General features: G+C 64.2%; 23 protein-coding genes and 2 pseudogenes. 14 read left to right on the forward strand and 11 right to left on the reverse strand.

The annotated features are described in order from the left end of the window. Both EBBID32_RS01950 and EBBID32_RS01955 read left to right on the forward strand, forming a co-directional pair. Positions 1 to 314: pseudogene (locus tag EBBID32_RS01950) on the forward strand (XRE family transcriptional regulator); the annotation flags it as partial. Positions 315 to 372: 58 nt separating this feature from the next. Beyond that, entirely contained in the window at positions 373 to 1,548 is a 1,176-nt protein-coding gene (locus EBBID32_RS01955; RefSeq protein WP_006949739.1) for a glycosyltransferase, read from the forward strand. A gap of 103 nt (positions 1,549 to 1,651) precedes the next feature. Here EBBID32_RS01955 and EBBID32_RS01960 read toward each other — a convergent pair whose 3' ends face one another. Beyond that, positions 1,652 to 3,268: a molybdopterin oxidoreductase family protein gene (locus EBBID32_RS01960; RefSeq protein WP_006949744.1), complete on the reverse strand. Its 1,617-nt coding sequence runs from the start codon at positions 3,266 to 3,268 to the stop codon at positions 1,652 to 1,654. A 107-nt stretch (positions 3,269 to 3,375) separates the two neighbouring features. Between EBBID32_RS01960 and modA the strand changes: the two genes are divergently transcribed. Continuing rightward, positions 3,376 to 4,143 (forward strand): molybdate ABC transporter substrate-binding protein, encoded by a 768-nt coding sequence (gene modA / locus EBBID32_RS01965; protein ID WP_006949745.1) that lies wholly within the window; start codon positions 3,376 to 3,378, stop codon positions 4,141 to 4,143. A gap of 2 nt (positions 4,144 to 4,145) precedes the next feature. Here modA and EBBID32_RS01970 read toward each other — a convergent pair whose 3' ends face one another. The 7 genes from EBBID32_RS01970 to thiS form a co-directional block, all read right to left on the reverse strand. After that, the gene (locus EBBID32_RS01970; protein WP_006949746.1) at positions 4,146 to 5,426 is read right to left on the reverse strand and encodes a capsule biosynthesis protein; all 1,281 of its coding nucleotides are present in this window, start codon (positions 5,424 to 5,426) and stop codon (positions 4,146 to 4,148) included. Then, positions 5,419 to 6,945, reverse strand: coding sequence for a capsular polysaccharide export protein, LipB/KpsS family (locus tag EBBID32_RS01975; RefSeq protein WP_006949749.1), 1,527 nt, complete (start codon positions 6,943 to 6,945; stop codon positions 5,419 to 5,421). The genes EBBID32_RS01970 and EBBID32_RS01975 overlap by 8 nt, the downstream gene beginning before the upstream one ends. Before the next feature lie 37 nt (positions 6,946 to 6,982). Continuing rightward, positions 6,983 to 8,278 (reverse strand): glycosyltransferase family 4 protein, encoded by a 1,296-nt coding sequence (locus EBBID32_RS01980; protein WP_006949750.1) that lies wholly within the window; start codon positions 8,276 to 8,278, stop codon positions 6,983 to 6,985. Positions 8,279 to 8,332: 54 nt separating this feature from the next. Then, a complete protein-coding gene (locus tag EBBID32_RS01985; RefSeq protein ID WP_006949753.1) occupies positions 8,333 to 8,773 on the reverse strand; it encodes an HIT family protein in 441 nt (146 codons plus the stop codon). Between the two features lie 7 nt (positions 8,774 to 8,780). After that, positions 8,781 to 9,416, reverse strand: coding sequence for a CoA transferase subunit B (locus EBBID32_RS01990; protein WP_006949755.1), 636 nt, complete (start codon positions 9,414 to 9,416; stop codon positions 8,781 to 8,783). 2 nt (positions 9,417 to 9,418) lie between these two features. Further along, the gene (locus EBBID32_RS01995; protein WP_006949757.1) at positions 9,419 to 10,129 is read right to left on the reverse strand and encodes a CoA transferase subunit A; all 711 of its coding nucleotides are present in this window, start codon (positions 10,127 to 10,129) and stop codon (positions 9,419 to 9,421) included. 252 nt (positions 10,130 to 10,381) lie between these two features. Next, positions 10,382 to 11,383, reverse strand: a complete 1,002-nt coding sequence (gene thiS / locus EBBID32_RS02000) for a sulfur carrier protein ThiS (protein WP_006949758.1) — start codon at positions 11,381 to 11,383, stop codon at positions 10,382 to 10,384. Positions 11,384 to 11,506: 123 nt separating this feature from the next. Here thiS and aroQ point away from each other — a divergent pair, with 123 nt between their 5' ends. The 5 genes from aroQ (at position 11,507) to EBBID32_RS02025 (ending at position 15,061) form a co-directional block, all read left to right on the forward strand. Then, positions 11,507 to 11,947, forward strand: coding sequence for a type II 3-dehydroquinate dehydratase (gene aroQ / locus EBBID32_RS02005; RefSeq protein ID WP_006949760.1), 441 nt, complete (start codon positions 11,507 to 11,509; stop codon positions 11,945 to 11,947). A 107-nt stretch (positions 11,948 to 12,054) separates the two neighbouring features. Then, positions 12,055 to 12,534 carry an acetyl-CoA carboxylase biotin carboxyl carrier protein gene (accB, locus tag EBBID32_RS02010; protein ID WP_006949762.1) on the forward strand — a complete coding sequence of 160 codons (480 nt, stop codon included), beginning with the start codon at positions 12,055 to 12,057 and terminating at the stop codon, positions 12,532 to 12,534. A gap of 13 nt (positions 12,535 to 12,547) precedes the next feature. Then, positions 12,548 to 13,900, forward strand: a complete 1,353-nt coding sequence (gene accC, locus EBBID32_RS02015; RefSeq protein ID WP_006949763.1) for an acetyl-CoA carboxylase biotin carboxylase subunit — start codon at positions 12,548 to 12,550, stop codon at positions 13,898 to 13,900. Next, entirely contained in the window at positions 13,897 to 14,241 is a 345-nt protein-coding gene (gene arsC, locus EBBID32_RS02020; RefSeq protein ID WP_006949765.1) for an arsenate reductase (glutaredoxin), read from the forward strand. The genes accC and arsC overlap by 4 nt, the downstream gene beginning before the upstream one ends. A gap of 70 nt (positions 14,242 to 14,311) precedes the next feature. Further along, complete coding sequence (locus tag EBBID32_RS02025; RefSeq protein ID WP_037488231.1) at positions 14,312 to 15,061, forward strand: ParA family protein; 750 nt, start codon at positions 14,312 to 14,314, stop codon at positions 15,059 to 15,061. On the opposite strand, the gene EBBID32_RS02030 is transcribed toward EBBID32_RS02025, so the two are convergent. Both EBBID32_RS02030 and EBBID32_RS02035 read right to left on the reverse strand, forming a co-directional pair. Further along, a complete protein-coding gene (locus EBBID32_RS02030) occupies positions 15,058 to 17,418 on the reverse strand; it encodes a putative bifunctional diguanylate cyclase/phosphodiesterase (protein WP_006949769.1) in 2,361 nt (786 codons plus the stop codon). The two genes, EBBID32_RS02025 and EBBID32_RS02030, sit on opposite strands and share 4 nt — an antisense overlap. A gap of 65 nt (positions 17,419 to 17,483) precedes the next feature. Beyond that, complete coding sequence (locus tag EBBID32_RS02035) at positions 17,484 to 19,259, reverse strand: fatty acyl-AMP ligase (RefSeq protein WP_037488233.1); 1,776 nt, start codon at positions 19,257 to 19,259, stop codon at positions 17,484 to 17,486. Between the two features lie 148 nt (positions 19,260 to 19,407). On the opposite strand from EBBID32_RS02035, the gene EBBID32_RS02040 reads away from it, so the two are divergent. The 4 genes and pseudogenes from EBBID32_RS02040 to EBBID32_RS25185 all read left to right on the forward strand — a co-directional run. Beyond that, a complete protein-coding gene (locus tag EBBID32_RS02040) occupies positions 19,408 to 19,932 on the forward strand; it encodes a regulatory protein RecX (protein ID WP_006949772.1) in 525 nt (174 codons plus the stop codon). Between the two features lie 47 nt (positions 19,933 to 19,979). Further along, positions 19,980 to 20,501: a DUF192 domain-containing protein gene (locus tag EBBID32_RS02045; protein WP_006949774.1), complete on the forward strand. Its 522-nt coding sequence runs from the start codon at positions 19,980 to 19,982 to the stop codon at positions 20,499 to 20,501. A gap of 105 nt (positions 20,502 to 20,606) precedes the next feature. Next, complete coding sequence (locus EBBID32_RS02050) at positions 20,607 to 21,005, forward strand: NADH:ubiquinone oxidoreductase subunit NDUFA12 (RefSeq protein WP_006949776.1); 399 nt, start codon at positions 20,607 to 20,609, stop codon at positions 21,003 to 21,005. 233 nt (positions 21,006 to 21,238) lie between these two features. Next, positions 21,239 to 21,409: pseudogene (locus tag EBBID32_RS25185) on the forward strand (DUF2155 domain-containing protein); the annotation flags it as partial. 35 nt (positions 21,410 to 21,444) lie between these two features. Here EBBID32_RS25185 and aat read toward each other — a convergent pair. Continuing rightward, on the reverse strand, positions 21,445 to 22,194 hold the full coding sequence (gene aat / locus EBBID32_RS24730; protein WP_037488248.1) for a leucyl/phenylalanyl-tRNA--protein transferase: 750 nt from the start codon (positions 22,192 to 22,194) through the stop codon (positions 21,445 to 21,447). 102 nt (positions 22,195 to 22,296) lie between these two features. On the opposite strand from aat, the gene EBBID32_RS02065 reads away from it, so the two are divergent. Together EBBID32_RS02065 and EBBID32_RS02070 are read left to right on the forward strand one after the other, a co-directional pair. After that, entirely contained in the window at positions 22,297 to 23,394 is a 1,098-nt protein-coding gene (locus tag EBBID32_RS02065) for a potassium channel family protein (protein ID WP_006949783.1), read from the forward strand. 47 nt (positions 23,395 to 23,441) lie between these two features. Then, positions 23,442 to 24,671, forward strand: a complete 1,230-nt coding sequence (locus tag EBBID32_RS02070) for a dipeptidase (protein ID WP_006949785.1) — start codon at positions 23,442 to 23,444, stop codon at positions 24,669 to 24,671. The last annotated feature ends 117 nt before the right edge of the window (positions 24,672 to 24,788 follow it).

Genomic DNA, 24,788 nt, shown 5'->3' on the forward strand with positions numbered 1-24,788 from the left:
GCCCCCTCGCCTTCCCCTCCCCCTCCCCCGTTGCCGCCGATGGCATGGTCGGCGTCCATGTCAGCGCCAGCATCGGCGACTATCGCAGCGGCGACGCCATCTGGTGCCGCCGCATCGCGCCGGAGGATTTTGCCAGCGCGCTCAACCGCGACATTCTCTTTCCCCGCCCCGCGGGCCGCTTCCTGTTCGGGCGGCTGATCGGCCGGGAGGGCGACCGGCTGCAACTGCTGCCGCTGGGGTCCGGGGCGCGCCAACTGGTGCTGACCGACCCGCCATGGGCCGCAGTCGCGGAACAGCTTGTCCGACGGCTCTAGCAAAAAGGTTGGCAGGCTCTTAACCACTTGGCAAAGGCTGCTGCGCGAAAGAGAGACCATGACGCTCAACGTCCTCATGCTATCGACCCTCTTTCCCGACATCAGCCGTCCGACATTCGGCGTGTTCGTGGAACGGCAGGCGCGCGAACTGGCAAGCCGCCCGGCAGCGACCGTCACCGTCATCGCGCCGGTCGGCCTGCCGCCATGGCCGCTCTCGCTCGCCCCGCGCTACGCCCCGCTGCGCGCCCTGCCGCGCAGGGAAAAATGGCGCGAACTGACCGTCTATCGCCCGACCTTCCCGATCATCCCCAAAATTGGCGGGCGGACCAATGTGTGGACCATGACCCGCGCGATCCTGCCGCTGATCAGGCGGCTGCACGCGGAAAAGCCGTTCGACGTGATCGACGCCAGCTTCTTCTTCCCCGACGGCCCGGTGGCGCAGCGCCTGTCGCGCGCGCTGGGCATCCCTTATTCGGTCAAGGCGCGCGGCGCGGATATCCATCACTGGGGCGGCCAGCGCGGCACCCGCAAGATGGTGCAACGGGCAGGTAACGGCGCAGCCGGCCTGCTCGCGGTATCGGACGCCATGCGCCGCTCGATGGTCCGCATGGGCATGGAGCAGGAAAAGATCCGCGTCCATTATACCGGGGTCGATCTCGACACGTTCGAGATTGCCGACCGCGCCGAGGCGAAGGCGGCGCTGGATTTCACCGGGCCGGTCGTGCTGTGCGTCGGCGCGCTGATCCCGCGCAAGGGACAGGATTTGCTCGTGCGCGCCTTGCCTTTGCTGCCCGACGTCACTTTGCTGCTGGCCGGACAGGGGCAATATCGGCGCACGCTGGAAAATCTCGCGCAGGAACTGGGCGTCGACCGGCGGCTCGGCTTTCTCGGCTCGGTCCCGCACCATAAATTGCCGCGTATCTTCGCCGCCGCCGATGTGATGGCGCTGCCCTCGGCCTCCGAAGGTCTCGCCAATGCCTGGGTCGAGGCGCTGGCTTGCGGCACCCCGATCGTGATCAGCGATGTCGGCGGCGCGCGCGAACTGCTCGACCGGCCGGAAGCGGGGCAGATTGTCGATCGCGAGCCGGAGGCCATTGCCACCGCTATCCGCGCGATATTGGACAATCCGCCCGACCGCGAAGCCGTGCGCGCCGCCGCGCTGCGCTTCACCTGGACGGCCAATGGCGACGCCCTGCTCGCGCATCTTCAGGACATTGCCGCGTCGCCCAACTGAGGGCTGTCCTACATCGACCCAGGGCGATAAGATCGCATGTCGGCATTCCGATAGGATCAGGGCGGCGCAACAAAATGTCGCATTTGCCGGGAAAAGTGCGAAGTTAAGCGAATCTCGCCCGTCCATCCGGCGTCGGAAAACGCCCCTCGTCGAACGGCACTTCGCCCCAGCGCCACGGCGTCAGCTCATCATAGGCCGGGTTGGAAATCGGCGCATGGCGGCGCAGGTTGAGCAGCCGCGCACCATCGTTGCCATAAGCGGTCAGCCGCGCATGTTCGCGATAAATGTCGGCAGGCCGTTCATAATGGAAGGCATCGCTCCAGCCCATCGCCTGCGCCACTTTGGTCAGCATCCACCAGTCTGGCCGCGCCTCTCCGGGCAAGGGGAAAAACCGACGCTGGCGACTGATCAGCCGGTCCATGCCGGTCAGCGTCCCGTCCTTTTCGACCCAGGCGGCGGAAGGCAGCAGGATCGACCAGCCATCGCCCTGCTCCGCCAGCATGTCTGTCGAACGGATCGCCAGCGGGACAAGCCCCCGCGCCTCGCGCAACCAGGCCTCCGCCGCCGGGTCCGCTCCGATGCTCCACAGCGCCTTGACCCGCCCATCGCGCATCGCCCGCAGCAATGCCTCCCCCTCCAGCCCCGGCCCTTCCGCCAGCAGCCGCGCACCCCAGAAGCGGGCGATACTGGCGCGGGCATCGGGCGCGAAATCGCTATGGGCGGCCAGACTGTCCGCCACGCAGCCAGATTCGCGCGCGCCCATGCCATTGGCCGCGCCGGCCATGGCAAAGGGCGTCGCGCCGGGCTGTCCAATCCGTCCGCTGGCGAGATGGAGGTTGATGACCGCAGCCGCCAGTTCCGGCGTATCGTCACCAGCGAACAGGGTGACGACGCGGTCGGTGGTTATCCATTCATCGTAAAAGGCCCGGATCGCCGCTGGCGTCAGCCCGGTCGCGCGGGCGACCGACCAGATATCATGCCCCGGTCGCAGCCCGTTCCAGAAACCCGCTGGCACCGCAACGCTCCGGGTCAAAAAATCCGCGTCATGCTGGCCCGTGTCATGGCCATGCAACAGTGCGCCCGCCAGCAGCCGCGCGGCACTGCCCGGCTCCACCTTCAGATGCAGATCAGCCTCGATCGCGATATTCTTATCCGTCAGCAGGACAAGCCGCACACCCGCCTCTCGCGCCGCCTGCACCCGTGTCAGCAAGACCGGATGCGCCGTGATGCCATCCCCCACCAGCAGGATCATCGCCGCGCGATCAATATCCTCGTAAGCGGCAGGCATCACATCCTCACCGAACGCCGCCCGTTGCGCCGCGCTGGTCCGCTCACGCCATGGAGTATGGATATGGGCTGATCCGAAAAAGCCTTTGATCAGCTTGTTGGCGACATAATAATCTTCGGTCAGCAATCCGCCGCCGACATGGAGCGCAATGCTGCCCGGACCATGACGGGTCAAAATGGCCGTCAGCCGCCGCGCGACCTGCGCGATCGTCCGGTCCCATCCAGCCGGTCGCCCATCGACCAATGGCTGGAGCAACCGCCCCTCCAGTGTCATCGCGGCATCGCCCAGCGCCTGCCCCCGATCGCACAGCAGCCCGCCATTGGCCGGATGCAGCCGGTCGCCCTCTATATTGACGCGACGATCGGTGTCGGTGATCGCGCGAATGCCGCAGCCGACGCCGCACTGGCCGCACTGGCTTCTGACGATCGCCATGTCAGCGCGGATTCCTGATCATGCGATCTCCTCTAGCCGATTGATCCGCGCGACAAAAGCATGGTGCGACGCTTGCATCGCCAACGGGCCGAAGGCAGACAGACGGCATGATCCAACGCTTTCTGTGCGCCATCGCGCTGTTCCTGCTTATGACCCCGACGGCGCAGGGCGCACCAAGCAATCGGGGTCCGTTGGTGCTGGCAGCGGCCAGTATGCAGGAGGCGATGACCGCCGCCGCTGAGGCTTGGGCCAGGCAAGGCCATGCGCGACCCGTCCTGTCCTTCGCCGGTTCCTCGGCGCTGGCGCGTCAGATCCGGGCGGGGGCGCCCGCTGACCTGTTCCTGTCAGCGGACGATGACTGGATGCGCGACGTCGAGCAGGCTGGGTTTGTCGTGCGCGGCACCCGCACCAATATGGTCGGCAACCGGCTGGTGCTGGTCACGCCGAACCGCAAACCGGTGCGCCTGCGGATCGGTCGCGCCATGCCGATCGCGCGGGCGCTAGGCAACGGGCGGCTGGCCATGGCCAATCCTGACAGCGTGCCCGCCGGCAAATATGGCAAGGCAGCGCTGACCAGCCTGGGCGTATGGCCCAGCGTTGCGGGCAGGATCGCGCGCGGCGACAATGTCCGCGCGGCGCTCGCGCTGGTCCAACGGGGCGAGGTGCCACTGGGGATCGTCTATGCCACCGATGCGCGCGTCGCCAGCGGCGTTGCGATCGTTGGCGCTTTCCCGGCGCGCAGCCACCCGCCGATCCATTACCCGATCGCGCGCCTGACCAGCAGCCGACACAGGGAAGCCGAAGCGTTCCGTCGCTTTCTGCTCTCGTCAACGGGCAGGGCTATTTTCACCCGCTATGGCTTTACTGCCCCTTGAGATCAGGGTGCGCTATTCGACGCGATGAAATCGCTGACCTTGGGCGGGACCAGTTTCAGATGACGGCGGGCGGGTCGCTTCACCGGTGCCAGCCTATCCGCCGCATTATCGACCAGCATCTGCAAACCTTCATCGCTCAGCAGCCCGCCGCGAATCAGGCAGCGATCGGCCAATACCTGCCGAAAGGCAGAATAGAGCGCCATGTCGGGCGGCGTCGGTGCAGCCCAGAAATCGTCCAGCCCCTTCACACTGACCATGCCGGGCACCTTGTACACCGCATGACCCAGAACAACGACAGGCTTGCCGCTGTTGAGCGCCAGTGTGCCGACCGTGCTGTTGACCGTGACCACGCCCACCGCCTTTTCCACGACTTCGGCAATGTCCCAGTCGGACAGATAGAAGATGCGTTCCGTCACGCCATATTGGGCAGCCAGCCGTCGAATTTGCCGGTCCCAGTTAACCAGGCCAGAATCGAGCGGGTGTTGCTTGATAACGAGCAGCACGTCGGCGGGGGCATGATGGGCAAAACTCTTGATGACGAAGCGCAAGGCTGCGCGCATGTCACCAAAGGGCGAGTGGACGCGCAACTGATAATCGGAATTGAGCTGCAACGGCAGGGTGAAATAGCGCTTCCCTTCAACCTTGGCCCAGGCTTCGGCTGACTGCTGCACGTCGCGGCGACGCATCACCAGCTTGCGCGCCCAGGACAGCGATTCCAGCATGAAACTGTGCGGCCGGTGCGTGCGGTAAAAGGGGAATAAGGGGCGCAGCAGAAGAGCGGCTACGCCGTTGCGCATGGTGTTGCGAGCGCGGGCGCTGAAATTGGACGGAATCGACGGCTGATCATCGCCGAGCGGTGGCAGGCCGCGCGCCTGATCACGATACCATTGCGGGTCGAGCGGCAGGGTGGAATTGCCGTTCACGCCATCGGGCTGGAGCGTCAGGAAATCAGGGCGGATATAGCCTTCCTCCACCACATGGACGCGCAGGTCGCGCAGGCGAGCCATGCTATGCGCGCTGGCATGATAGGGTCGGCAATCGCCGTAAAGGATCAGGTCCGTGACGCCATGCGCAACGATGAAATCGTCGAAAAACAGCGGCCAGTTGCGAAAGGTGCCGCGATAGTCGGTCGCATCGTCGGGCCAGTCGATCTTGTCGCCGCCATTGATGTTGATTCGCAGCGCACCATGTCCGCGTCGCCGCAAGGCTTCGGCCAGCATCGCGAAATAGGGACCATGCGGCCCTTGAAGGAACAGAAATGTCTTGGATGGGCGGTTAGCCATGTAGAAACTCAGCGGACAAGGTCATAAAACGTCGAAACTTCCCCTGTAGCGCCCGCAACGCGATGAGCCAGGTCATCGGCGGCGTCGATCCATCCGCCATGCGATCCACCATGATTTCTGGACCGCACGGCAACCGCGTTACCGGATCTAGATAGCGAGGATAGAGAATGAGAGCGGCCGCGACAAGCTGATCCACGCTGAGTTTACGCCCGCGCCGCGCACTGGACTTGGCCAGATCACGGGTCAGCCCCCAGCCCGCATAGAAGGGCAACCCATGCACCGTTACGGAACGGCCGCGCATCAGCGCCTCGAATCCGGTCAGGGAAGACAGGACATGCAATTCATCAACTGCCTGGACCAGTTCCATCAAAGGCGCGCCACTGTCGATAACATCGGCATGGGCAAGGACGACAGCGTCAGGCAAATGCCCCTTGCGATGCCCCGCCTGCACGTCGGGATGCGGACGATAGACGATCCAGGCATCCGGTTCGGCCCGGCGTACCCGCTTCAAAAAATCGAGATTGCCATCGACCCCGGCCCCGCCCAGCCGCACCGACAGGTCGTCATCGACCTGGCCGATCGCGAGCACCGTACGCATGCCCGTCGGCAGATCGATCATCTTCCCCGCTTCCGGGCCATATTTGGTCACACCGGTCGCACAGACACGTTCGCGCAGGCGGCGAGCGCGATCGACCAGCGCGGGCGGAAAGTCATGCGTCGCCAGCAGCGTTTCCAGGTCATTGGCCGCGCGCGCATTATAATAGATGCCGGTGCGATCAACCACGACCGATCCGGGCGGGTGCAGCCCCGCCCCCAGCCCGCGCGAGCGCAGAAAGCCATCCTCGACCCGAGCCAGCGCGACCCCCTGATCAGCGGCGTCCTGCGGCATGGTGACGGGAACCCGCGATGGCCAGACCGCCAGCGCGCCCTTTTCCCGCCGGGCGCGACGCAGACCCCGGTCGGCGGACAGGAAGCGGGGCGACGCAATGCCATCCCACAGGAAATGACGGATCGCTTCGCGCTTCCAGAAAGCCATGCCGCTGGCCGCCACTATCCCGCGATTGCCGTCGATATGCCGTCGCCAGTCGGCCAGCTGCGTCACCGCCTGCATCGCATCGACCGGCTCGCCGGTAAAACAGTCACGGTATCGAGCTTCGGCGATTCGCGCCTTGAGGGTTGCGCGCAGCAGATCAGGGTCGATGATCGCACCATCGAGATCAATGACGGGAACGCCCAGCAGGCCAGCGATCAATGCCAGTTCGTCCTCTGCTGGGGCATGGATCGATTGGGCCTGCGCGACCAGCGCCCAGGGATCGCTTTCTGTCTGAGGCGGCCAGCCTCGTACATCGGGTCTCGCGCCCCAGAATGTGCCGCCGACCCGCGCAGAAGCGATCGCGTCCAGCACAGCGTCATCGACCGGCACAACGACATCGCCCGCGTCGCGCACGACGCTGACGGCGGCGAGCGAGGGGGCAATGCCGGGGAAGGGCGGGGACCGCAGGAATGGCTTTGAAAACATGATGGCAGTCAGTTCATGGGCTTAGGCCGATGCAAGGTCAATAAACAGAGCTTGTCACATCTTCCAGCAGATCGGTCACGATGTCGAAATAGTCCCGCCAGGTCGGCGCGCGCCAGACCGACAGCCGAGCAATCTGCGCCGCGCGATCAGGCGAATCCGGCTGACTATAGTTGCGAATCGCCTTCATCCAGCCCAGCCCGTCCAGCGGATCGAGATAGTCGGGGGCGTCGCCACCCACTTCGCGATGGGCCATGATGTCGCTGCATATCACCGGCACGCCTGCGGCCAGCGCTTCGACCACCGGCATCCCGAACCCTTCGGCAAAGGAGGGCATCAGCATCGCGCGCGCATTGGCGACCAGCGCCTGCATCCGCGTGTCGGACACTTCACCCGCTTCGATCACATGGCCGCGCAACGCTTCGGCGCGATCGAGCAGATCGACGACATTCTCATTTTCCCAGCCGCGCCGCCCGATCAGCACCAGCACCGGGGCTGCATCGCCCAGTTGCTCGACCAGCCTTCGCCAGATGGTGAGCAGCAGCAGGTGATTCTTGCGCGGTTCGATGGTCGAAATATAGACGAAATAGGGGCGGTCGGGCAGCACCTCTTCCCGGCCGCCGAATATGTCCGGGGCGTCCGCGCCGAAATGGGCGACGCGGACCGCGCGCCCCGTCAGGCCGCTTGCCATATGCGGCACCAATGCGTCGATCGTCGCCTGGCTGTTGCCGATGATGCCGCTGGCGAAGCGGTCGATCGTATGCACCCGCCGTCGATGTTCGTCGGCGCCCTGCGGCCGGGCATATTCAGGATGGCTGAGCGGGATCACGTCATGCACCAGCGTCACGAATTTCGCGCCCTCGGCGCGTAGGATCGCGCCGACCTGATCGGCATCGTCCAGATGATGGGGCGACACCTGCAAATAGAGGCGCGGCCCGGTCGCGCGGGGCACCGGGCGGGGGCGCAGCGCGAACATGTGCCGCACCGTCGCCGCCCGGCTCTCCCGCGCGTCGGCAACCCCGGCATTGCGCCATTTGGCTGCGGTGAAGGCCAGGAACTGCCGCACCGCCGCGCTATCGAGCCGACCATAATAGCCGCCCGCCGGATGAACCGCAGCAAAGGACAGACGGTCGGGCATCCGCTCCAGCAATTCGCGGGCATAGACATATTCCACCCGATCGATGCCCGTAGGCGCAGGATGGAACGAACGCGACAGTAAGCGCGACAGGTCGAGGATGACCTCGCTCTCGCCCCGCTGGCCGTGAAACAACGGGCTGGCCCGCTTGGTACGGAGCGCCAGCCGCGCGCCGGGCACATTGAAGGGACGCAAGGCCATGTCAGATCAAGCCCGACAAAAGAGGCGCACGCGCCATAAAGCGACGAGGGCGCATCAAAGGTGCGCGCGAATCTCTTGGGCCAGCGCCTTGAGCGCGTCGGCATCAGCGAACTGGCCCTGCGCATGCGCGGCAAAGCCGGGTGCCTGCCCCGCCCAGCGGGGCACGATATGGACGTGGAGATGGAACACGGTCTGCCCCGCCGCCGCGCCGTTGAACTGGGCGATGTGCAGACCGTCCGGGTCGAGCGCGGCGCGGATGGCGGTCGCGACCTTGCGAGTCGTGGCCATCACCTGCGCCAGCGCATCATCCTCAATCTCCAATATATTACGCGCCTTCGACCATTTGGAAATGACCAGCGCATGCCCCTTGGACTGGGGCTGGATATCCAGGAAGCAGAGCGTATCGGCGTCCTCGTACAGGGTGACCGAAGGGATCTTTCCCGCAAGGATGAGGGCAAAGACATTGCCCTCATCATAGACGCCATCAAGGCTCATGACACTCTCAGCGCAAATAATGGGCGGTGGTCTTGGCGGCGACTTCCTCCGCCGTGACGCCGGGCGCCATTTCGACCAGCGTGAACGGGCTGTCATGGTCGGGGCGCTGGAATACGCACAGGTCGGTGATGATCATGTCGACCACATTCTTGCCGGTCAGCGGCAGGGTGCAAGCCGGGATAAATTTGGGATCGCCATTTTTGGACGTATGTTCCATCACGACGATGATCTTCTTGACGCCCGCGACCAGATCCATCGCGCCGCCCATGCCCTTGATCATCTTACCGGGGATCATCCAGTTGGCGATGTCGCCATTTTCGGCAATCTCCATCGCACCAAGGACGGTGAGATCGATATGCCCGCCCCGGATCATCGCGAAACTGTCGGCCGAGCTGAAATAGGCGGTCTGCGGCAGTTCGCTGATCGTCTGCTTGCCTGCGTTGATCAGGTCCGCATCCTCCTCGCCCTCATAAGGGAAAGGCCCGATGCCCAGCATCCCGTTTTCCGACTGGAGCGTCACTTCAACGCCAGCCGGGATATGGTTCGCAACCAGCGTCGGGATGCCGATGCCTAAATTGACGTAGAAACCGTCTTTCAGTTCCTTGGCCGCGCGGGCGGCCATCTCATCACGAGTCCATGCCATGATTAAGCGGCCTCCCTTTGGCGAACGGTGCGGAATTCGATCTTCTTGTCGTAGGGCGCGCCGATGATCATGCGCTTCACGTAAATGCCGGGCAGGTGGATCGCGTCCGGGTCAAGACTGCCGGTCGGCACCACTTCCTCGACTTCGGCGACGCAGATTTTCGCGGCGGTCGCCATCGGCTGGTTGAAGTTGCGCGCGGTCTTGCGGAAGATCAGGTTGCCGCTCTCGTCGGCCTTCCAGCCCTTGATGATGGCCACATCGGCAAAGATGCCGCGTTCCAGGATATAATCCTCGCCATCGAAATTCTTGACTTCCTTGCCCTCGGCCACCTGCGTGCCAACGCCGGTCTTTGTGTAGAAGCCGGGGATGCCCGCCCCGCCCGCGCGGCAGCGTTCGGCCAGCGTTCCTTGGGGGCAGAATTCGACTTCCAGCTCGCCCGCCAGATATTGGCGTTCAAATTCCTTATTCTCGCCGACATAGGAGGAGATCATCTTCTTGACCTGCCGAGTGCGCAGCAGCTTGCCCAGCCCCTCGCCATCGATGCCGGCATTGTTGGAAGCAATGGTCAGATCCTTGACGCCCGAATCGCGGATCGCGTCGATCAGCCGTTCGGGAATGCCGCACAGGCCAAATCCGCCGGCGCACAGATGCATACCATCAAAGAGGAGCCCCTCCAGCGCGGACGCGGCATCGGGGTAGAGCTTGTTCACCATCGCTATTTCTCCTCCTCAACTTGCCCCAGCCCATAGGCGACAAGACAGGCAGCGGTCAATTTGCTGCATGGGCGAAAATTGAAGAGGGTCGATTACAAGATGCGCTTCGCAATCTTCCCCTTTGAAGGGCAGGGCTATCGTATATGGCCCGCACTTCATTTTACTTCGTCATGCGGAACTCGTTTAGGATGACCTCGAAGGAGCGGGCATTTTCTATGCGATAGTCCTGCCTGCAACGGGAGGATTCACGCGTCAGATCAATCCTGCCAAAGGGCTGGACGGATCAGCATACATACGTTTGCCCATGCGTCCGGCGCGATAGGCCATGCGGCCCGCCTCCACGCCCGCCTTCATCGCGGCAGCCATCAGCACCGGGTCTTTCGCTTCGGCGATCGCGGTGTTCATCAATACCCCTGTACAACCCAGTTCCATCGCCTGCGCCGCCTCCGATGCAGTACCGACGCCGGCATCTACCAACACGGGCAGTGTGGTGCCCTCCACGATCAGGCGGATGGTGACCCGGTTCTGGATGCCAAGGCCGGACCCGATCGGCGCGCCCAGCGGCATGATCGCCACCGCGCCGACATCCTCCAACCGCTTGGCCGCGATCGGATCATCGACGCAATAGACCATCGGCTTGAAGCCTTCCTTGGCCAGAATTTCGGTCGCGCGCAGCGTTTCGACCATGTCGGGATAGAGGGTGCGCGCCTCGCCCAGCACTTCCAGCTTCACCAATTCCCAGCCGCCAGCCTCGCGCGCCAGCCGCAACGTGCGGATCGCGTCCTCGCCGGTGAAGCAGCCCGCGGTGTTGGGCAGGTAGGTGATGACCTTGGGGTCGATATAGTCGGTCAGCATCGGCGCCTTGGGGTCGCTCACATTGACGCGGCGCACCGCGACAGTGACGATTTCCGCGCCCGACGCCGCGACCGCTGCCGCATTCTGCTCGAAACTCTTATATTTGCCGGTGCCCACGATCAGGCGCGACCGGAAGGTCTGGCCCGCGACGGACCAGCTGTCGGCGGCGACTGGAGACCCGTCGCCGCCGCCGACAAAATGCACGATTTCCAGCTCGTCGCCATCCTCGACCATGACCTGTGCCAGTGTCGATCGCGGCACGACCTCCAGATTGCGCTCGACCGCCACCTTTTCCGGCACGAAACCCAGTTCGCTTGCCAGTTGGGCCAGGGTCAGCCCGTCGCGCACGCGGCGATGTTCGCCGTTGATATGGATGGATATGGTGCCGTCGACGCTCACGATATGCGGTCCCGTTCATGCAAGGTGGAAACGTGTCTCGACTTGGCGCGACACGAAAGGCTAAAGATCGTCGCCGCATATAGGGGCGCTTGTCCCCTGCTCGCAACAACCAAGGGGAACGCCGTGGCGGATACGCGCAAAATCTACGTGCTGAACGGTCCCAACCTCAACATGCTGGGAACGCGCGAGCCGGAAATATACGGCTATGACACGCTGGACGACATTGCCGAGCGGATGGAGGATGCGGCGACGCGCGCCCATGTCGCGATCGATTTCCGGCAATCGAACCATGAAGGTCATCTGATCGACTGGTTGCAGGAAGCGCATGGCGAGGGCGCCCATGCCGTCATCCTGAACCCTGGCGGGCTGACTCATACGTCCGTAGCGCTGCACGACGCGATCAAGGGCATCACCGTGCCAGTGATAGAGGTCCACCTGTCCAATCCGCACAAGCGCGAGGATTTTCGCCACAAGAGCTATGTCGGCATGGCGGCCAGGGGAACGATCGCCGGCTTTGGGCCGATGTCCTACATGCTGGCGCTGGAGGCCGCGCTGGAACTCTAGAAGGCATTGCGCCGCTTCGGGCCAACGCTACAAAGTTGCGCTCTGGCGCAAATCGGCATAGGCGCTGGCCGCAATTATCACGTCTAGATGCGAAACAAGGGTCAACCATGAACGACAAGCAGGAAAAGGGCGCAATGCAGGTGGATGTCGCGCTGGTGCGTGAACTGGCCGCGCTGCTCGACGATACCCACCTGACCGAGATCGAGGTCGAGGATGGCGATCGCAAGATCCGCGTCGCCCGCAAGGCTGGCGGCGGCGCGCCCATCTATGCGCCCTCCTACGCCCCCGCCCCCGCCGCGCCGGTTGCGGCTCCGGTGGCCGCGCCCGCCGCCGCCGAACCGGCAGCACCATCGGGCACGATGGTCCGTTCGCCGATCGTGGGCACCGCTTATCTGTCGGCCGAGCCGGGCGCAGCCCCCTTCGTTCGGGTGGGCGCACAGGTCGCCGCTGGCGAGACCGTCGTGATCATCGAGGCGATGAAGGTGATGAACGCCATCGCCGCGCCGACGTCCGGCACGGTCAAGGCGGTGCTGGTCGACAATGGCCAACCGGTCGAGTTCGACCAGCCGCTGATCGTCGTTGAATAAGGCCGCAACACCAATGGCCATTGAAAAGCTGCTGATCGCCAACCGCGGCGAAATCGCGCTGCGCATCCACCGCGCCTGCCATGAAATGGGCATCAAGACGGTTGCGGTCCATTCAACCGCCGACGCCGACGCCATGCATGTGCGCCTCGCTGATGAGGCGATCTGCATCGGGCCGCCAGCGGCCAAGGACAGCTATCTGAACGTCGCGGCGATCATCTCTGCCGCAGAGATAAGCGGCGCGGACGCGATCCATCCGGGCTATGGCTTCCTGAGCGAGAACGCCAAATTCGCCGAAATCGTCGAAGCGCATGGCATCGCCTTTGTCGGGCCGAAGCCGGAACATATCCGCACCATGGGCGACAAGATCGAGGCGAAGCGGACCGCTGGCGCGCTCGGCCTGCCGCTTGTCCCCGGTTCCGACGGCGCGATCAGCGATCTGGACGAAGCCAAGGCGATAGCGGAAAAGGCCGGTTACCCGGTCATCATCAAGGCAGCATCGGGCGGCGGCGGTCGCGGCATGAAGGTCTGCACCTCGCCCGATGACCTCGAAACGCTGATGCAGCAGGCCGGATCGGAAGCGAAGGCAGCCTTTGGCGATGCCACGGTCTATCTGGAAAAATATCTCGGCAATCCGCGCCATATCGAAATCCAGGTTTTTGGCGATGGCAAGGGCAATGCCATCCATCTGGGCGAACGCGACTGTTCACTCCAGCGCCGCCACCAGAAGGTGCTGGAAGAAGCCCCCTCCCCGATCCTGGGCCAGGCCGACCGTGAGCGGATCGGCGGCATCTGCGCCAAAGCGATGGCCGACATGGGCTATCGCGGCGCAGGGACGATCGAGTTCCTCTGGGAAGATGGCGAATTCTACTTCATCGAGATGAACACCCGGCTTCAGGTCGAACATCCGGTGACGGAAATGATCACCGGGGTCGATCTGGTCCGCGAACAGATCCGCATCGCGGAAGGCAAGCCGCTGTCGGTGACGCAGGCCGACCTGAAATTCACCGGTCACGCGATCGAATGTCGCATCAATGCCGAAGATCCGCGTACCTTTGCGCCTTCGCCCGGCACCGTGACCCGCTATCATGTCCCCGGCGGGATGCATGTCCGCGTCGATAGCGGCCTGTATCAGGGCTATAAGGTGCCGCCCTATTACGACAGCATGATCGGCAAGCTGATCGTTTATGGCCGCACCCGCGAAGGCTGTATCATGCGGCTGAAACGCGCCTTGCAGGAATATGTGATCGAGGGGATGAAAACCACCATCCCCCTGCACCAGGCACTGCTGGAGGACCCGGAGTTCCTGAACGGCGACTATACGATCAAGTGGCTGGAAGAATGGCTGGCGCGGGACGGTCAGGGATGAACGCCACCATCTGGCACAATCCCCGCTGCTCCAAGTCGCGCGCGGCACTGGCTATCCTTCAGGAGATGCCGGGCGTGGAAGTGAGCGTGGTGGAATATCTCAAGACGCCGCCCAGCCGCGCTGAAATCGCGGCAGTGCTGGCCAAAGCCGGGCTGCCCCCGCGCGATGCGCTGCGCAAGGGCGAGGGCGTCGTGAAGGAAATCGCCCTCGACACCAGCGATGACGCCGCGATCCTCGACGCCATGGCCGTGCATCCGATCCTGATCGAGCGCGCCATCGTCATCACCGACAAGGGTGCGGTAATCGCCCGGCCGCCGGAAAAGGCCCGCGACGTCCTGTAACGTCACGCGCGCGTAACATTGCCATGATTGAGGGCTTGCTTTGGCGGGAGGAAGCCGTAGCTTTCATCCCATGGCAAAGGAACCGGCATTGGCGACCATCGCCGTTTACAGCCTGAAGGGCGGCGTGGGCAAAACCACTTTCGCGATCAACCTCGCCTGGGCTTCGGCGACCATCTCGAAACGGCGGACCTTGCTGTGGGATCTTGATCCGCAGGCCGCATCAAGCTGGCTGATTTCCACCGACAACAAGAGTCGCGACGCGGCGCACGCGATTTTCAGCAAGGATGTCGAGGTTCGCAAGCTGATCCAGCCGTCGACCGTGCCGGGGCTGGACCTGATCGCGGCGGACACATCACTGCGCAGTCTGGACCATCTGTTCCGCGAAATGGACAAGAAGAAGCGATTGTCCAAGCTGATCGAGAGTCTGGGCAAGGATTATGACCGCATCATCCTCGATTGTCCGCCGGGCCTCACCGAAACCAGCGAGCAGGTGCTGCGCGCCGCCGACCTGATCGTCATTCCCGTCATCCCGTCCCCCCTGTCGCAGCGGGCGATGGGCGAAGTGGCCCGCTATCTGGTGCAGCGTGGCGGGAGCCATGCGCCGATCCTGCCGGTCTATTCGATGGTCGATCGCCGCCGGACCCTGCATCGCAAGGCGCTGGACGAACAGCCCGGCTGGCCCGCCATTCCGATGGCCAGCACGATCGAGCAGATGACGGTGCGGCGCAAGCCGCTGGGCGCCTTTGCCCCGGCATCGCCCCCGGCAAAGGATTTTGCCGCGCTATGGACCATGGTCGAGCGGCAATTGCTGGGTAATTAGGCTCGCGCCCGCTCCTGCTGCGGCGGGAACAGGCCAATCGCATCCTGCGCGACCATGGGGCGGCCGAAATAATAGCCCTGCACCTTTTTGCAGCCCAGTCGGCGTACCATTTCCAGCTCGACTTCCGTTTCTACGCCTTCGGCCGTGGTCGCCATGCCCAGACTGTCGGCCAGCGTCACAACGGCGCGGATGATCGCCAGACTTTCGGGCGTGTTTTTCGACGCGCCGACCACGAAGCTGCGGTCGATCTTGATCGTGTTGAAGCGAGTCCGGCTGAGATAGCCGAGCGAGGAATAGCCGGTGCCGAAATCATCGAGCGAGAGCTGGATGCCAAGGCCAAGCAATTGGTCCAGCACCCGCAGCGCACCCGCATCCTCGTTCATGAACACGCTTTCGGTGACTTCCAGTTCCAGCCGCCGCGCTTCCAGCCCGCTTTGCGCCAGCGCCGATATGACGGCCGCCACGAAACTGGGGTGAGCCAATTGCTCGGCCGATACGTTGACAGCGATCCTGACATCGTCGGGCCAGCGCACGGCTTCCATGCAGGCGGTGCGCAGCACCCATTCACCGATCGGCGCGATCAGCCGGGCTTCTTCGGCCACCGGCACGAACTTGACCGGCGAAATCGGTCCCATTTCCGGGTGGGTCCAGCGGACGAGCGCCTCAAAACCCATCACCGCGCCACTGACCGCATCGACAACCGGCTGGTAGAGGACATGCAACTGGTCCTTTGCCAGCGCCTCGCGCAGCGCCAGTTCGAGCAGCCGCCTTTCTTCCGCCTTGGCGTGGAGCTGCGGTTCATAGGCGCAATGCAGTCCGCCGCCTTCACCCTTGGCGCGATAGAGCGCCAGGTCCGCGCTGCGGATCAGGGATTCCGATTCGCGCCCATCCATTGGCGATAGCGCAGAGCCGACCGATGCCCCGACATAGAGCATATGCTGATCGACCTGATAGGGGGCCGAGAGCGCACCGATGATCGCGTTGGACAGTTGAACGATCCGATGGCTGTCGGCGACGGTGGGAATGACGACGCCAAACTCGTCGCCGCCGATTCGCCCGCAAAATTCCGGACCTGAACAAATTTGCCGCAAACGGCGCGCGACCTGGCTGAGCAGCTTGTCACCGGTCTGGTGTCCCAGCGTGTCGTTGATCGCCTTGAACCGGTCCAGGTCGATCATCAGGAAGCCGCAGCCCGACGATCGCCCATGCGTCGCCGCCATCGCCTGATCCAGCACTTCGCGCAAATGGCTGCGGTTGGGCAGGCCGGTCAGCGGATCGAAGCGCGCAAGCATGGCAATCTTGTCCGCCGATTCGCGCTGCGTCGTGACGTCGGACGCGACGCCGCGAAAGCCCAGAAATATGCCGTTTTCATCGTGTCGGGGCGACGCGGACAATTCCCACCAGCGGGTCTGGCCCTGCACCTCGACCGGAAGGACCAGATTGCTGAAACTTTCGCGCCGCTTGAGATGGTCCGCCAGACTGTGCAAGCCGGCGGCGAAACGTCCGCTTTCCCAGCCGCTGCCGGCCAATATCTGGACCAGGGGTTCCCCTTCCAACTGGGCGGGGTCCAGCCCCATGGTTTCGGCAAAGCGCGCCGAAACGCTGCTGATCCGGCGCAGCGGATCGGTCTGCCACAGCCAGTCGGACCCGCCGCCCTCATATTCGCGCAGCAGCAGGCTGACGACTTCGCTCTTTTCCTCCAGCTGCACGGTCGTGCTGTGCTGGCGCGCGAAAGTGCGGGCATAAATGACGCAGCCGACCAGCAGCGACAGCGCATAGCTGGTCGCCAGCGCGCGCAGAGGCAAGTGGCCGCCGTCATGGAACATCGCAAACAGCCCGGCTATGCAGGGCAACAGGAAGGCGGTGGCGGACAGCGGGGTTGCGGCATAGCTGATCGCGCCGCATACCATGATGCAACTGATCAATGTCCAGAGCGCGACCAGCTCCTCCGTTTCGCCCGCTTGCGAGACGAGGACCATACAGGCCGCCCACACAATGCCCTGCAACAGCGCGCCAAAACCGTGCCGACGCAGATCGCGGGTCGTCAGGTCGATATTATTGGCCTTCCGGCGTTCACGGTCCATCATGACACCGACCAGGGTACAGCCGATCAGCGCAATGCTCCAAAGGCCCAGCATGACCGGCGAACAACAATGCGAAAATACCTGCCAGATGAACAGCAGACCGCACAGGTTCATGACCTGCCGCAGCAAGGCCACGCTATCCGCGGTGCGCAACTGCGATTCCAGCACCCGCGCCCCGGCGTCGTCACGCACACAGCACAGCCCCATCATCGCGCGCAGTGATGCACGCTCCTGATGGTCCGGTTCGGCGATATGTTCCAGTTTGCTACCCACGGTCCCGCGATAGCAGCCATGGGTTATGATTTGGTAAGCCTGACGCCCGCGAAGCGATCAGCCTGTCAGGCTGCGATGTCGTAAGGTCTGATTTCGCCGGTCAGATAGAGGTTGCGCGCCTTGGACCGGCTCAATTTGCCGGAGCTGGTGCGCGGCAGGGTGCGCGGCGGCACCAGTTCGACAACGCAGTTCATGCCGGTGATCGCGCGCACTCGTTCGCGAATCTGGTCGCGCAGGCGGGAGCGTTCGTCATTGTCGGATGTGCGGCAATGGACCAGGACGGCGGGCGCTTCTTCCCCGCCGGGAGTGGTGATGGCGAAGGCGGCGATGTCGCCCTGTTTGAAGCCGGGCAGTTGTTCGACCGCCCATTCGATATCCTGCGGCCAGTGATTCTTGCCGTTGATGATGATCATGTCCTTGGCGCGACCGACGATGTAGAGATAGCCGTCGCTCAGATAGCCCATATCGCCGGTGTCGAGCCAGACGCGGCCAGATGCATCGGGGGCCATGCAGGCGTCAGTCGCGGCCTGATCGCGGAAATAGCCTACCATCAACGAAGGCCCGGTGGTCCACACCTTGCCGATCTGCCGCTCGCTGAGCGGACCGCCATCCTCGTCGCGGATTTCCACGATCATGCCGCGCGCGGGCTTGCCGCAATTGACGATGGAACGGAAACGCTGCGGACGCCCTTCGGTAGCATCGCCGCCTGAGAGGTCGGTTTCCTCGACCAGTTCGACGATGATCCCTTCGCCCGGCGGCATGATGGTGACGGCCAGCGTCGCTTCGGCCAGGCCGTAGCTCGGCAGGAAGGCGTTGGGGGAGAAACCGGCGTCAGCAAAAGCATCGACGAAGCTCTGCATCACGTCGGGGCGAATCATGTCCGCGCCATTGCCTGCCAGCCGCCACCGGGACAGGTCGAACCGGTCCTGCGCCTTGGTCTGGCTGGACATGCGGCGGGCGCAGATGTCGTAGCCGAAGGTCGGCGAGTAACTGATCGAAGTGCCGGTGTTGCGGCTGATGAGGTCCAGCCAGGCCAGCGGGCGGCGGGCGAAATCCTCGGTTTTCATATAATCGGTCGACACCTGATTGGCGACGACCGACAGGAAGCAGCCGACCAGCCCCATGTCATGATACCAGGGCAGCCAGCTGATGCAGCGGTCGCTGTCCTGCACTTCCATGCCATGGCTGTGCGCAGCCAGATTGCTGAGCAGCGCATGATGCGTCACGGCGACGCCATGGGGGAAGCGGGTCGATCCGCTGCTATATTGCAGATAGGCGATATCCTGCATCTGCGCCTGCGGCAGGTCGGCCGGGATCACGTCGCGAGCGATAAAATCCTCGAACGCGATACTTTCGACATTTTTCTGGCGGCCGGATTCGCCCGCCATGTCAGCCAGTTCCCTGGGGAACAGGAACAGCATCGGGTCGCAGCTGGTCAGCTGGACGTTGAGCTGGTCGATATAGCTGTCCTTGCCGCCAAAGCTGGTCGGCAGTGGCAGCGGCACCGGCCAGGCACCCGCATAGATGATGCCAAAGAAGAGCTGGGCGAAATCGACGCCTGTTTCAGCGACCAGAGCGACCCGGTCCTGCGGCTTGACACCATGGGCGATCAGCCGATGGGCGCAGCGAAGCGCGTCGGCGCGCAACTCGCTGAACGGATAGGGCCGCGCCAGATTGCCACGGGCATCGTGGAAATTGAGGCCGCGAACGCCCTGCGCTGCATAGTCGAGCGCTTCCCCCAGCGTCTCGAAGTCCGAGAAGCGGCGCGGCAGAACATCAGTGGTCGGCGTCGGTGCCATCATCTCTTGCGAACCCGTCATATTGGTTTCACCCAATGTCATAAATTATGTGATCGGCGCGCCGCTACCATCTTTGTTGGCGACATGCACCGGATATTAGATTCCAGTCCGCCCTTGTAGCGCATAAGGCGCGGTGAAATTCCGGCCCGACTGTGGCATAAACATGGCGGCTGGCGCATGATGGGGCATTATGACCAGCAAACGCCCCCGCGCACCGCTTGACGAGGACAGTCTGCGCGAAGCCGCGCTGCGCTATGTCAGCCGGTTCGCGACCAGCCGGGGCAAGCTGCTCGCCTATCTGCAACGCAAGATCAAGGAACGCGGCTGGGGCGGAGAACAGCCTGCGGACCTGCCCGCTTTGGTCGAGCGGCTGGCAGCGCTCAATTATGTCGATGACAGCCAATATGCGGTGATGAAGAGCGCGGCGCTGGGTCGCCGGGGCTATGGCGCGCGCCGGATCAGCGAAAGCCTGCGCGCGGCGGGCATTGCGCCGGCCGACCGGGCGGATGCCGATGCGCAGGTGGACGCCGAAACATGGCTTGCGGCGGAACGCTATGCCCGGCGCAAGCGGGTCGGCCCCTACGCCGCAGCAGCGCCGGACCCAAAGCAGCGCGACAAGGCGATCGCCGCCTTTCTGCGCGCAGGCCATAGCTATGCGATCGCCCGGCGCTGGGTCGATGCCGCGCCGGGCGAAGTGCCGGAGGCGGAGGAATGAGGGTTAATCCTCTCCCCTCCAGCCGTGAATCGTTTTAGGCAGGCGGCATGACCCGCTTTCCTGCCCTGATCGCCCTGGCGCTGCTTGCAGCCTGTTCCACCCAGCCACCGCCGGTCGATAATAATTCCTCCACCGCAGCAACCCCCACCGCGCTGCTGCCGCTGGTGATCCGAAGCGAGAAGGGTGCGCAACGCTTCAGCGTCGAGGTCGCCGCGACGCCGCAGCAGCAGGAAGCCGGGCTGATGTTCCGTAAAGAACTGGCGGACAATGGCGGGATGCTCTTCCCCATGGCCCCGCCACGCACGGCGAGTTTCTGGATGAAGAACACGCTGATCCCGCTCGACATGCTGTTCATCCGCACCGATGGAACGATCGCCTTCATCGGCGCCAACACCGTCCCCTATTCGCGAGAACCGGTATCCGCGGGCGTCCCTGTCGCCGCCGTGCTGGAACTGCGCGGCGGGCGCGCGGCGGAACTGGGGATCGAGGAAGGCGATGCCGTGCAATGGGGCGGTTGCGCCGTGCCGGGGGAAAAGGTTGCCTCCGATCTCAATTTCTGTCCGGGATGACTTTGAAAAATGCGCGGAAGAGCGCATTTTTGTGGCCGAATGGGCGTCAGCCCATTCCCAAAACGCCTTGCCAATCCCCCGCTCCAGCGGCTAAGCGCGTGGGCCATGGGAATTCTCGGCAAGATCTTCACCTGGTGGGATGGCGCGACCATCGGCACCTCGCTGTTCACCGCTCGCAAGGGCAAGAAGGTGGGCGAGGACATTCAGGGCAATATCTATTATGAAGGCGGCAGCGACGTCCATGGCGTGCCGCGCCGCTGGGTGATCTATAACGGCGCGAACGACGCCAGCCGGGTGCCGGCCGAATGGCATGGCTGGCTGCATCATTCGATCGAGGGCACGCCGGAAAGCTTCCTGCCGCCGCCGCGCATCTGGGAACGGGAATTCACCCCCAACGCCACTGGCACCGCTCTTGCCTATCGCCCGTCCGGCGCAATGGAAAAGGGCGGCCTGCGCCAGAAGGCGACCGGCGATTATGAGGCATGGAGCCCCGACGCATCATGATCCGCCGTCCGGCGGGGGCTAGCCTGTCGATCCTGCTTGGCGCGCCCTTGCTGGCGCTGTCCGCCTGTGGCGACAGCGACGTGCCCGCCGCCAACCAGACCGGCCCGGTCCGGGTGCAGGGCACGCCAATCCGGTCGGGCGACGCCGCCACCCTGCCCGGCACGCCGATGGCGGAGCGTGTGGCTGTGATCGGCCTGCTCAACAAGCGCAACGGCCTGACCCGCGATCTGACGATGAAGCCGGGCGAGGCGCTGCGCGTGGGCGACGCGATCGTGCGGCTTCAGGCCTGCGAAACCAGCGCGCCGTGGGAAAATGTGCAGGAAACCGGTGCCTTCGTGCAACTGGACGTCCGCAGCAGCGCCGATGGCAAATGGCGGCGCAATTTTTCCGGCTGGCTGTTCCGCGAACGGCCCGACCGCAACGTCGTGCAGCACCCGGTCTATGATGTGTGGGTCAGAAGCTGTGCGATGGCATGGCCAGAAAGCGGCCCTGAGTCGGTCAAGATCGGTGGCAAGGGCGAACCGGTTGCAGCATCGTCCGCCAGCGGCGCGAACGCCAGTTCCGCGGCCACGCCAGCGCCTGCCGACAGCACGCCAAGCCCCGCCCCCAGCGGCACGCCCGCAACCGCCGCCCCCAGCAACTGAAGATAGTCGCGCTGGGCAATCTCGACCGCGCCGAGCGAGTGGAGATGGTCGGTCATGAACTGGCAGTCGAGCAGGGTGAAGCCACCAAAGCGCAGCCGCGCGACCAGCCAGGCCAGCGCAACCTTTGAAGCGTCAGTACGGCGCGACACCATCGATTCGCCAAAGAAGGCGCGGCCAAGCGAGACGCCATAAAGGCCACCCACCAGTGCCTCGCCCTCCCACACCTCGATCGAATGGGCGAAGCCAAGAGCGTGGAGCTGACGGTAGGATTGTTCGATCGGGCCGTTGATCCAGGTCGATGGCCGGTCGGGCGCAGCCTGCGCACAGAGGGCGACGATCCCGGCGAAATCGCGGTTGGCGGTTACCCGGAAATGGTCCCGGCGCAGCGTTTTCGACAGTGAGTGCGACATATGGAAGCGATTGAGCGGCAGGATCGCCCGCCGCCTGGGTTCGACCCAATAGACCTCCTCCGCCTCTCGATCGTCGGACATGGGGAACACGCCGATGGCATAGGCTTGCAGCAGGATCAGCGGGTCGATCGTCATCGCCTTCTGCTCTAGCGGCATCGGTCCATCCGGTCATCACCGGACTCGACAGGATCGCGCAAAAGCGCCACCACGGCATGGGCTTCGGGGGGAGCAGCGATTATGGCACAGGACCGGACGGGCAGCGACGCGGCCAGCCTCTTTGCCTCACCGGCGCGGCTGCTGGGAGGGACGCTGATCTTTGTCGGCATCGTCTTTGTCGCGGCGGTATCGGCCTATGTCGCGGCGGGCTGGCCGGTCGCGGACGCGGCATATATGGTAACTTTGACAATATTTTCAGTGGGTTATGGCGAAGTCCGGCCAATCGCCACGCCCTATCTGCGTGTCGTCACCATCGCCACCATGGTATTGGGCTGCACCGGCATGATCGTGCTGACCGGCGCGCTGGTGCAGATGTTCGCGGCCATTCAATTGCGCCGATTGCTGGGACTGGATCGTATGCAGACTTTGATCGAACGGCTGAGCGGCCATGTGGTGATTTGCGGCTTTGGCCGGATCGGCGTGCAACTGGCCAAGGAACTGCACGCGGCGGGCACGCCCTTCGTCATATTGGAGCGCGACGGCGGCAAGATCGCCGAGGCGCAGGCGCTGGGCTATCTGTGCCATCGTGGCGAGGCGACCGAGGAAAGCGCGCTGCGCATTGTCCGCATCGACCGGGCGAAAATCCTGGCCACGGTCCTGCCCGATGACGCCGCCAATGTGTTCATCACCCTGTCGGCGCGCAACATCAATCCGGGCATGGAGATCATTGCGCGCGGCGAGGCACCGACCACCGAAAGCAAGCTGCTGCACGCAGGCGCGGACAAGGTGGTGCTGCCCACCCATATCGGCGCCGAGCGGATCGCCGAGATGATCCTCTATCCCTCCACCGCCGGTTTCGTCGCCGATTCGGCCGCAATGGGCCAGATGAAGCGCGGCCTGCACGAATTCGGGCTGGAGCTGGAAATGGTTGTTGTGCCGGACAAGGGCGCGATGACCGGGGTGACCGTGGGAGAGGCCGAGCGGCGCGGCCGGGGTGCCTTCTTCGTCGTCCAGATCGACCATGCCAATGGCAAGAGCATCCAGCATCCCGGCGAGGAAGTGCGGCTGGAGGCGCAGGATCAGGTGCTGCTGGTGGTGCGCGGCAGCCGCGTGTCGGCGGGGGCGATCTTCACCGCCCCGGCGCAGCGGCAACGCACCGGGCGGACCTTCTTCGGATAGCCGACCGGCGATTGACTTGGGGGAATGCGCGCCTACCCTCGACACCCATGAAAAGCCTTCGTCTCGCGGCGTTGCCGCTGCTGTTCGCCGCCCTGCCCGCCCATGGAGCGCCCGATCCCTATGCCGCGCGGATCGCGCGGGTGCTCAAAGCCACGCCCCTGATCGACGGGCATAATGACTGGCCCGAAGCGCTGGCGGAAAAGGCGAAGGACGCGCGCTGGACGATGGACCTGACGCAGCTGGACCCCAAGCAATATCATACCGACATCAAGCGGTTGAAGGCAGGCGGCGTCGGCGGGCAGTTCTGGTCGGTCTGGGTGTCGGCGGACTTGCCGCAGGTGCAACAGGTAAAGGATACGCTGGACCAGATCGGGATGGTCCATGCGCTCGCCGATCGCTATCCGCGCGATTTTACGCTGGTGACGACGGCGGCGCAACTGCGCGCGGCGCACAAGGCAGGGCGCATCGGATCGCTGATCGGCGTCGAGGGCGGCGGGCAGATCGACGGGAGTCTGGCGGTGCTGCGCGCCTATCGCGGGCTGGGCGCGGCCTATCTGACCCTGACACACAGCCGCACGCTCGACTGGGCCGACAGCGCGACCGACAATCCCGGACATGACGGGCTGACCCCCTTTGGCGAGGATGTGGTGCGCGAACTCAACCGGCTGGGGATGCTGGTGGATCTGAGCCATGTCAGCGAGGCGACGATGCTGGACTCGCTGCGGGTGACGAAGGCGCCGGTCATATTCTCCCACTCCAACGCCCGCGCATTGTGCGACACCCCGCGCAACGTGTCGGACGTGGTGCTGCAACAGGTGGCGGCCAATGGCGGCGTGGTGATGGTCAATTTTGCGGCGCAATATGTGTCGGAAGCCCGTCGGGTCTGGGGCGCTGACCGCAGCGCAGAGATCGCCCGCTATAATGCGCCGCCCTTTGGTGGCCTCCATATCGGCGACCCCAGGGGCGCGGAAAGGGCTTTGGCAGCGTGGGAAGCCACGCATCCTGAGCCGGTGGCGACGATCGGGCAGGTGGCCGACCATATCGAGCATATCGTCAAGGTCGCTGGCGTGGATCATGTCGGCATCGGCAGCGATTTCGACGGGGTCGGCGATTTGCCCGAAGGATTGAGCGGGGTGGAGACCTATCCGGCGTTGCTCGCCGAACTGATGCGGCGGGGGTGGAGCGACGCGGATCTCGCCAAGCTGGTCGGCGGCAATGTGCTGCGGGTGATGGAAGCGGCGGAGAAGGTGAGTAGCTCCCTTACCCCTCTCCCTTGAGGGAGAGGGCTGCGGAGACTTGGCTGCTTGCAGCCTTAGTCGCAGCTGGGTGAGGGTGAACAACCTCACGGCAGCACACCGTATCCGCGTCGATCCCCCTCATCCAACTTCGCCTAG

The organism is Sphingobium indicum BiD32 (assembly GCF_000382885.1).
GTDB classification, from domain to species: Bacteria; Pseudomonadota; Alphaproteobacteria; order Sphingomonadales; family Sphingomonadaceae; genus Sphingobium; species Sphingobium japonicum_C.

What these genes read in the sequence shown, in the direction of transcription:
- EBBID32_RS01975 (WP_006949749.1), bottom strand. Translation starts at nt 6,945, where the DNA reads ATGTTTTCAAAGCCATTCCTGCGGTCCCCGCCCTTCCCCGGCATTGCC.
- accB (WP_006949762.1), top strand. Translation starts at nt 12,055, where the DNA reads ATGAACGACAAGCAGGAAAAGGGCGCAATGCAGGTGGATGTCGCGCTG.
- EBBID32_RS01990 (WP_006949755.1), bottom strand. Translation starts at nt 9,416, where the DNA reads ATGGCATGGACTCGTGATGAGATGGCCGCCCGCGCGGCCAAGGAACTG.
- accC (WP_006949763.1), top strand. Translation starts at nt 12,548, where the DNA reads ATGGCCATTGAAAAGCTGCTGATCGCCAACCGCGGCGAAATCGCGCTG.
- EBBID32_RS01980 (WP_006949750.1), bottom strand. Translation starts at nt 8,278, where the DNA reads ATGGCCTTGCGTCCCTTCAATGTGCCCGGCGCGCGGCTGGCGCTCCGT.
- EBBID32_RS02045 (WP_006949774.1), top strand. Translation starts at nt 19,980, where the DNA reads ATGACCCGCTTTCCTGCCCTGATCGCCCTGGCGCTGCTTGCAGCCTGT.
- EBBID32_RS02050 (WP_006949776.1), top strand. Translation starts at nt 20,607, where the DNA reads ATGGGAATTCTCGGCAAGATCTTCACCTGGTGGGATGGCGCGACCATC.
- EBBID32_RS02035 (WP_037488233.1), bottom strand. Translation starts at nt 19,259, where the DNA reads ATGACATTGGGTGAAACCAATATGACGGGTTCGCAAGAGATGATGGCA.
- EBBID32_RS02040 (WP_006949772.1), top strand. Translation starts at nt 19,408, where the DNA reads ATGACCAGCAAACGCCCCCGCGCACCGCTTGACGAGGACAGTCTGCGC.
- EBBID32_RS02065 (WP_006949783.1), top strand. Translation starts at nt 22,297, where the DNA reads ATGGCACAGGACCGGACGGGCAGCGACGCGGCCAGCCTCTTTGCCTCA.
- modA (WP_006949745.1), top strand. Translation starts at nt 3,376, where the DNA reads ATGATCCAACGCTTTCTGTGCGCCATCGCGCTGTTCCTGCTTATGACC.
- EBBID32_RS01970 (WP_006949746.1), bottom strand. Translation starts at nt 5,426, where the DNA reads ATGGCTAACCGCCCATCCAAGACATTTCTGTTCCTTCAAGGGCCGCAT.
- aat (WP_037488248.1), bottom strand. Translation starts at nt 22,194, where the DNA reads ATGACGATCGACCCGCTGATCCTGCTGCAAGCCTATGCCATCGGCGTG.
- EBBID32_RS02025 (WP_037488231.1), top strand. Translation starts at nt 14,312, where the DNA reads ATGGCAAAGGAACCGGCATTGGCGACCATCGCCGTTTACAGCCTGAAG.
- EBBID32_RS01985 (WP_006949753.1), bottom strand. Translation starts at nt 8,773, where the DNA reads ATGAGCCTTGATGGCGTCTATGATGAGGGCAATGTCTTTGCCCTCATC.
- EBBID32_RS01995 (WP_006949757.1), bottom strand. Translation starts at nt 10,129, where the DNA reads ATGGTGAACAAGCTCTACCCCGATGCCGCGTCCGCGCTGGAGGGGCTC.
- EBBID32_RS01960 (WP_006949744.1), bottom strand. Translation starts at nt 3,268, where the DNA reads ATGGCGATCGTCAGAAGCCAGTGCGGCCAGTGCGGCGTCGGCTGCGGC.
- arsC (WP_006949765.1), top strand. Translation starts at nt 13,897, where the DNA reads ATGAACGCCACCATCTGGCACAATCCCCGCTGCTCCAAGTCGCGCGCG.
- EBBID32_RS01955 (WP_006949739.1), top strand. Translation starts at nt 373, where the DNA reads ATGACGCTCAACGTCCTCATGCTATCGACCCTCTTTCCCGACATCAGC.
- EBBID32_RS02070 (WP_006949785.1), top strand. Translation starts at nt 23,442, where the DNA reads ATGAAAAGCCTTCGTCTCGCGGCGTTGCCGCTGCTGTTCGCCGCCCTG.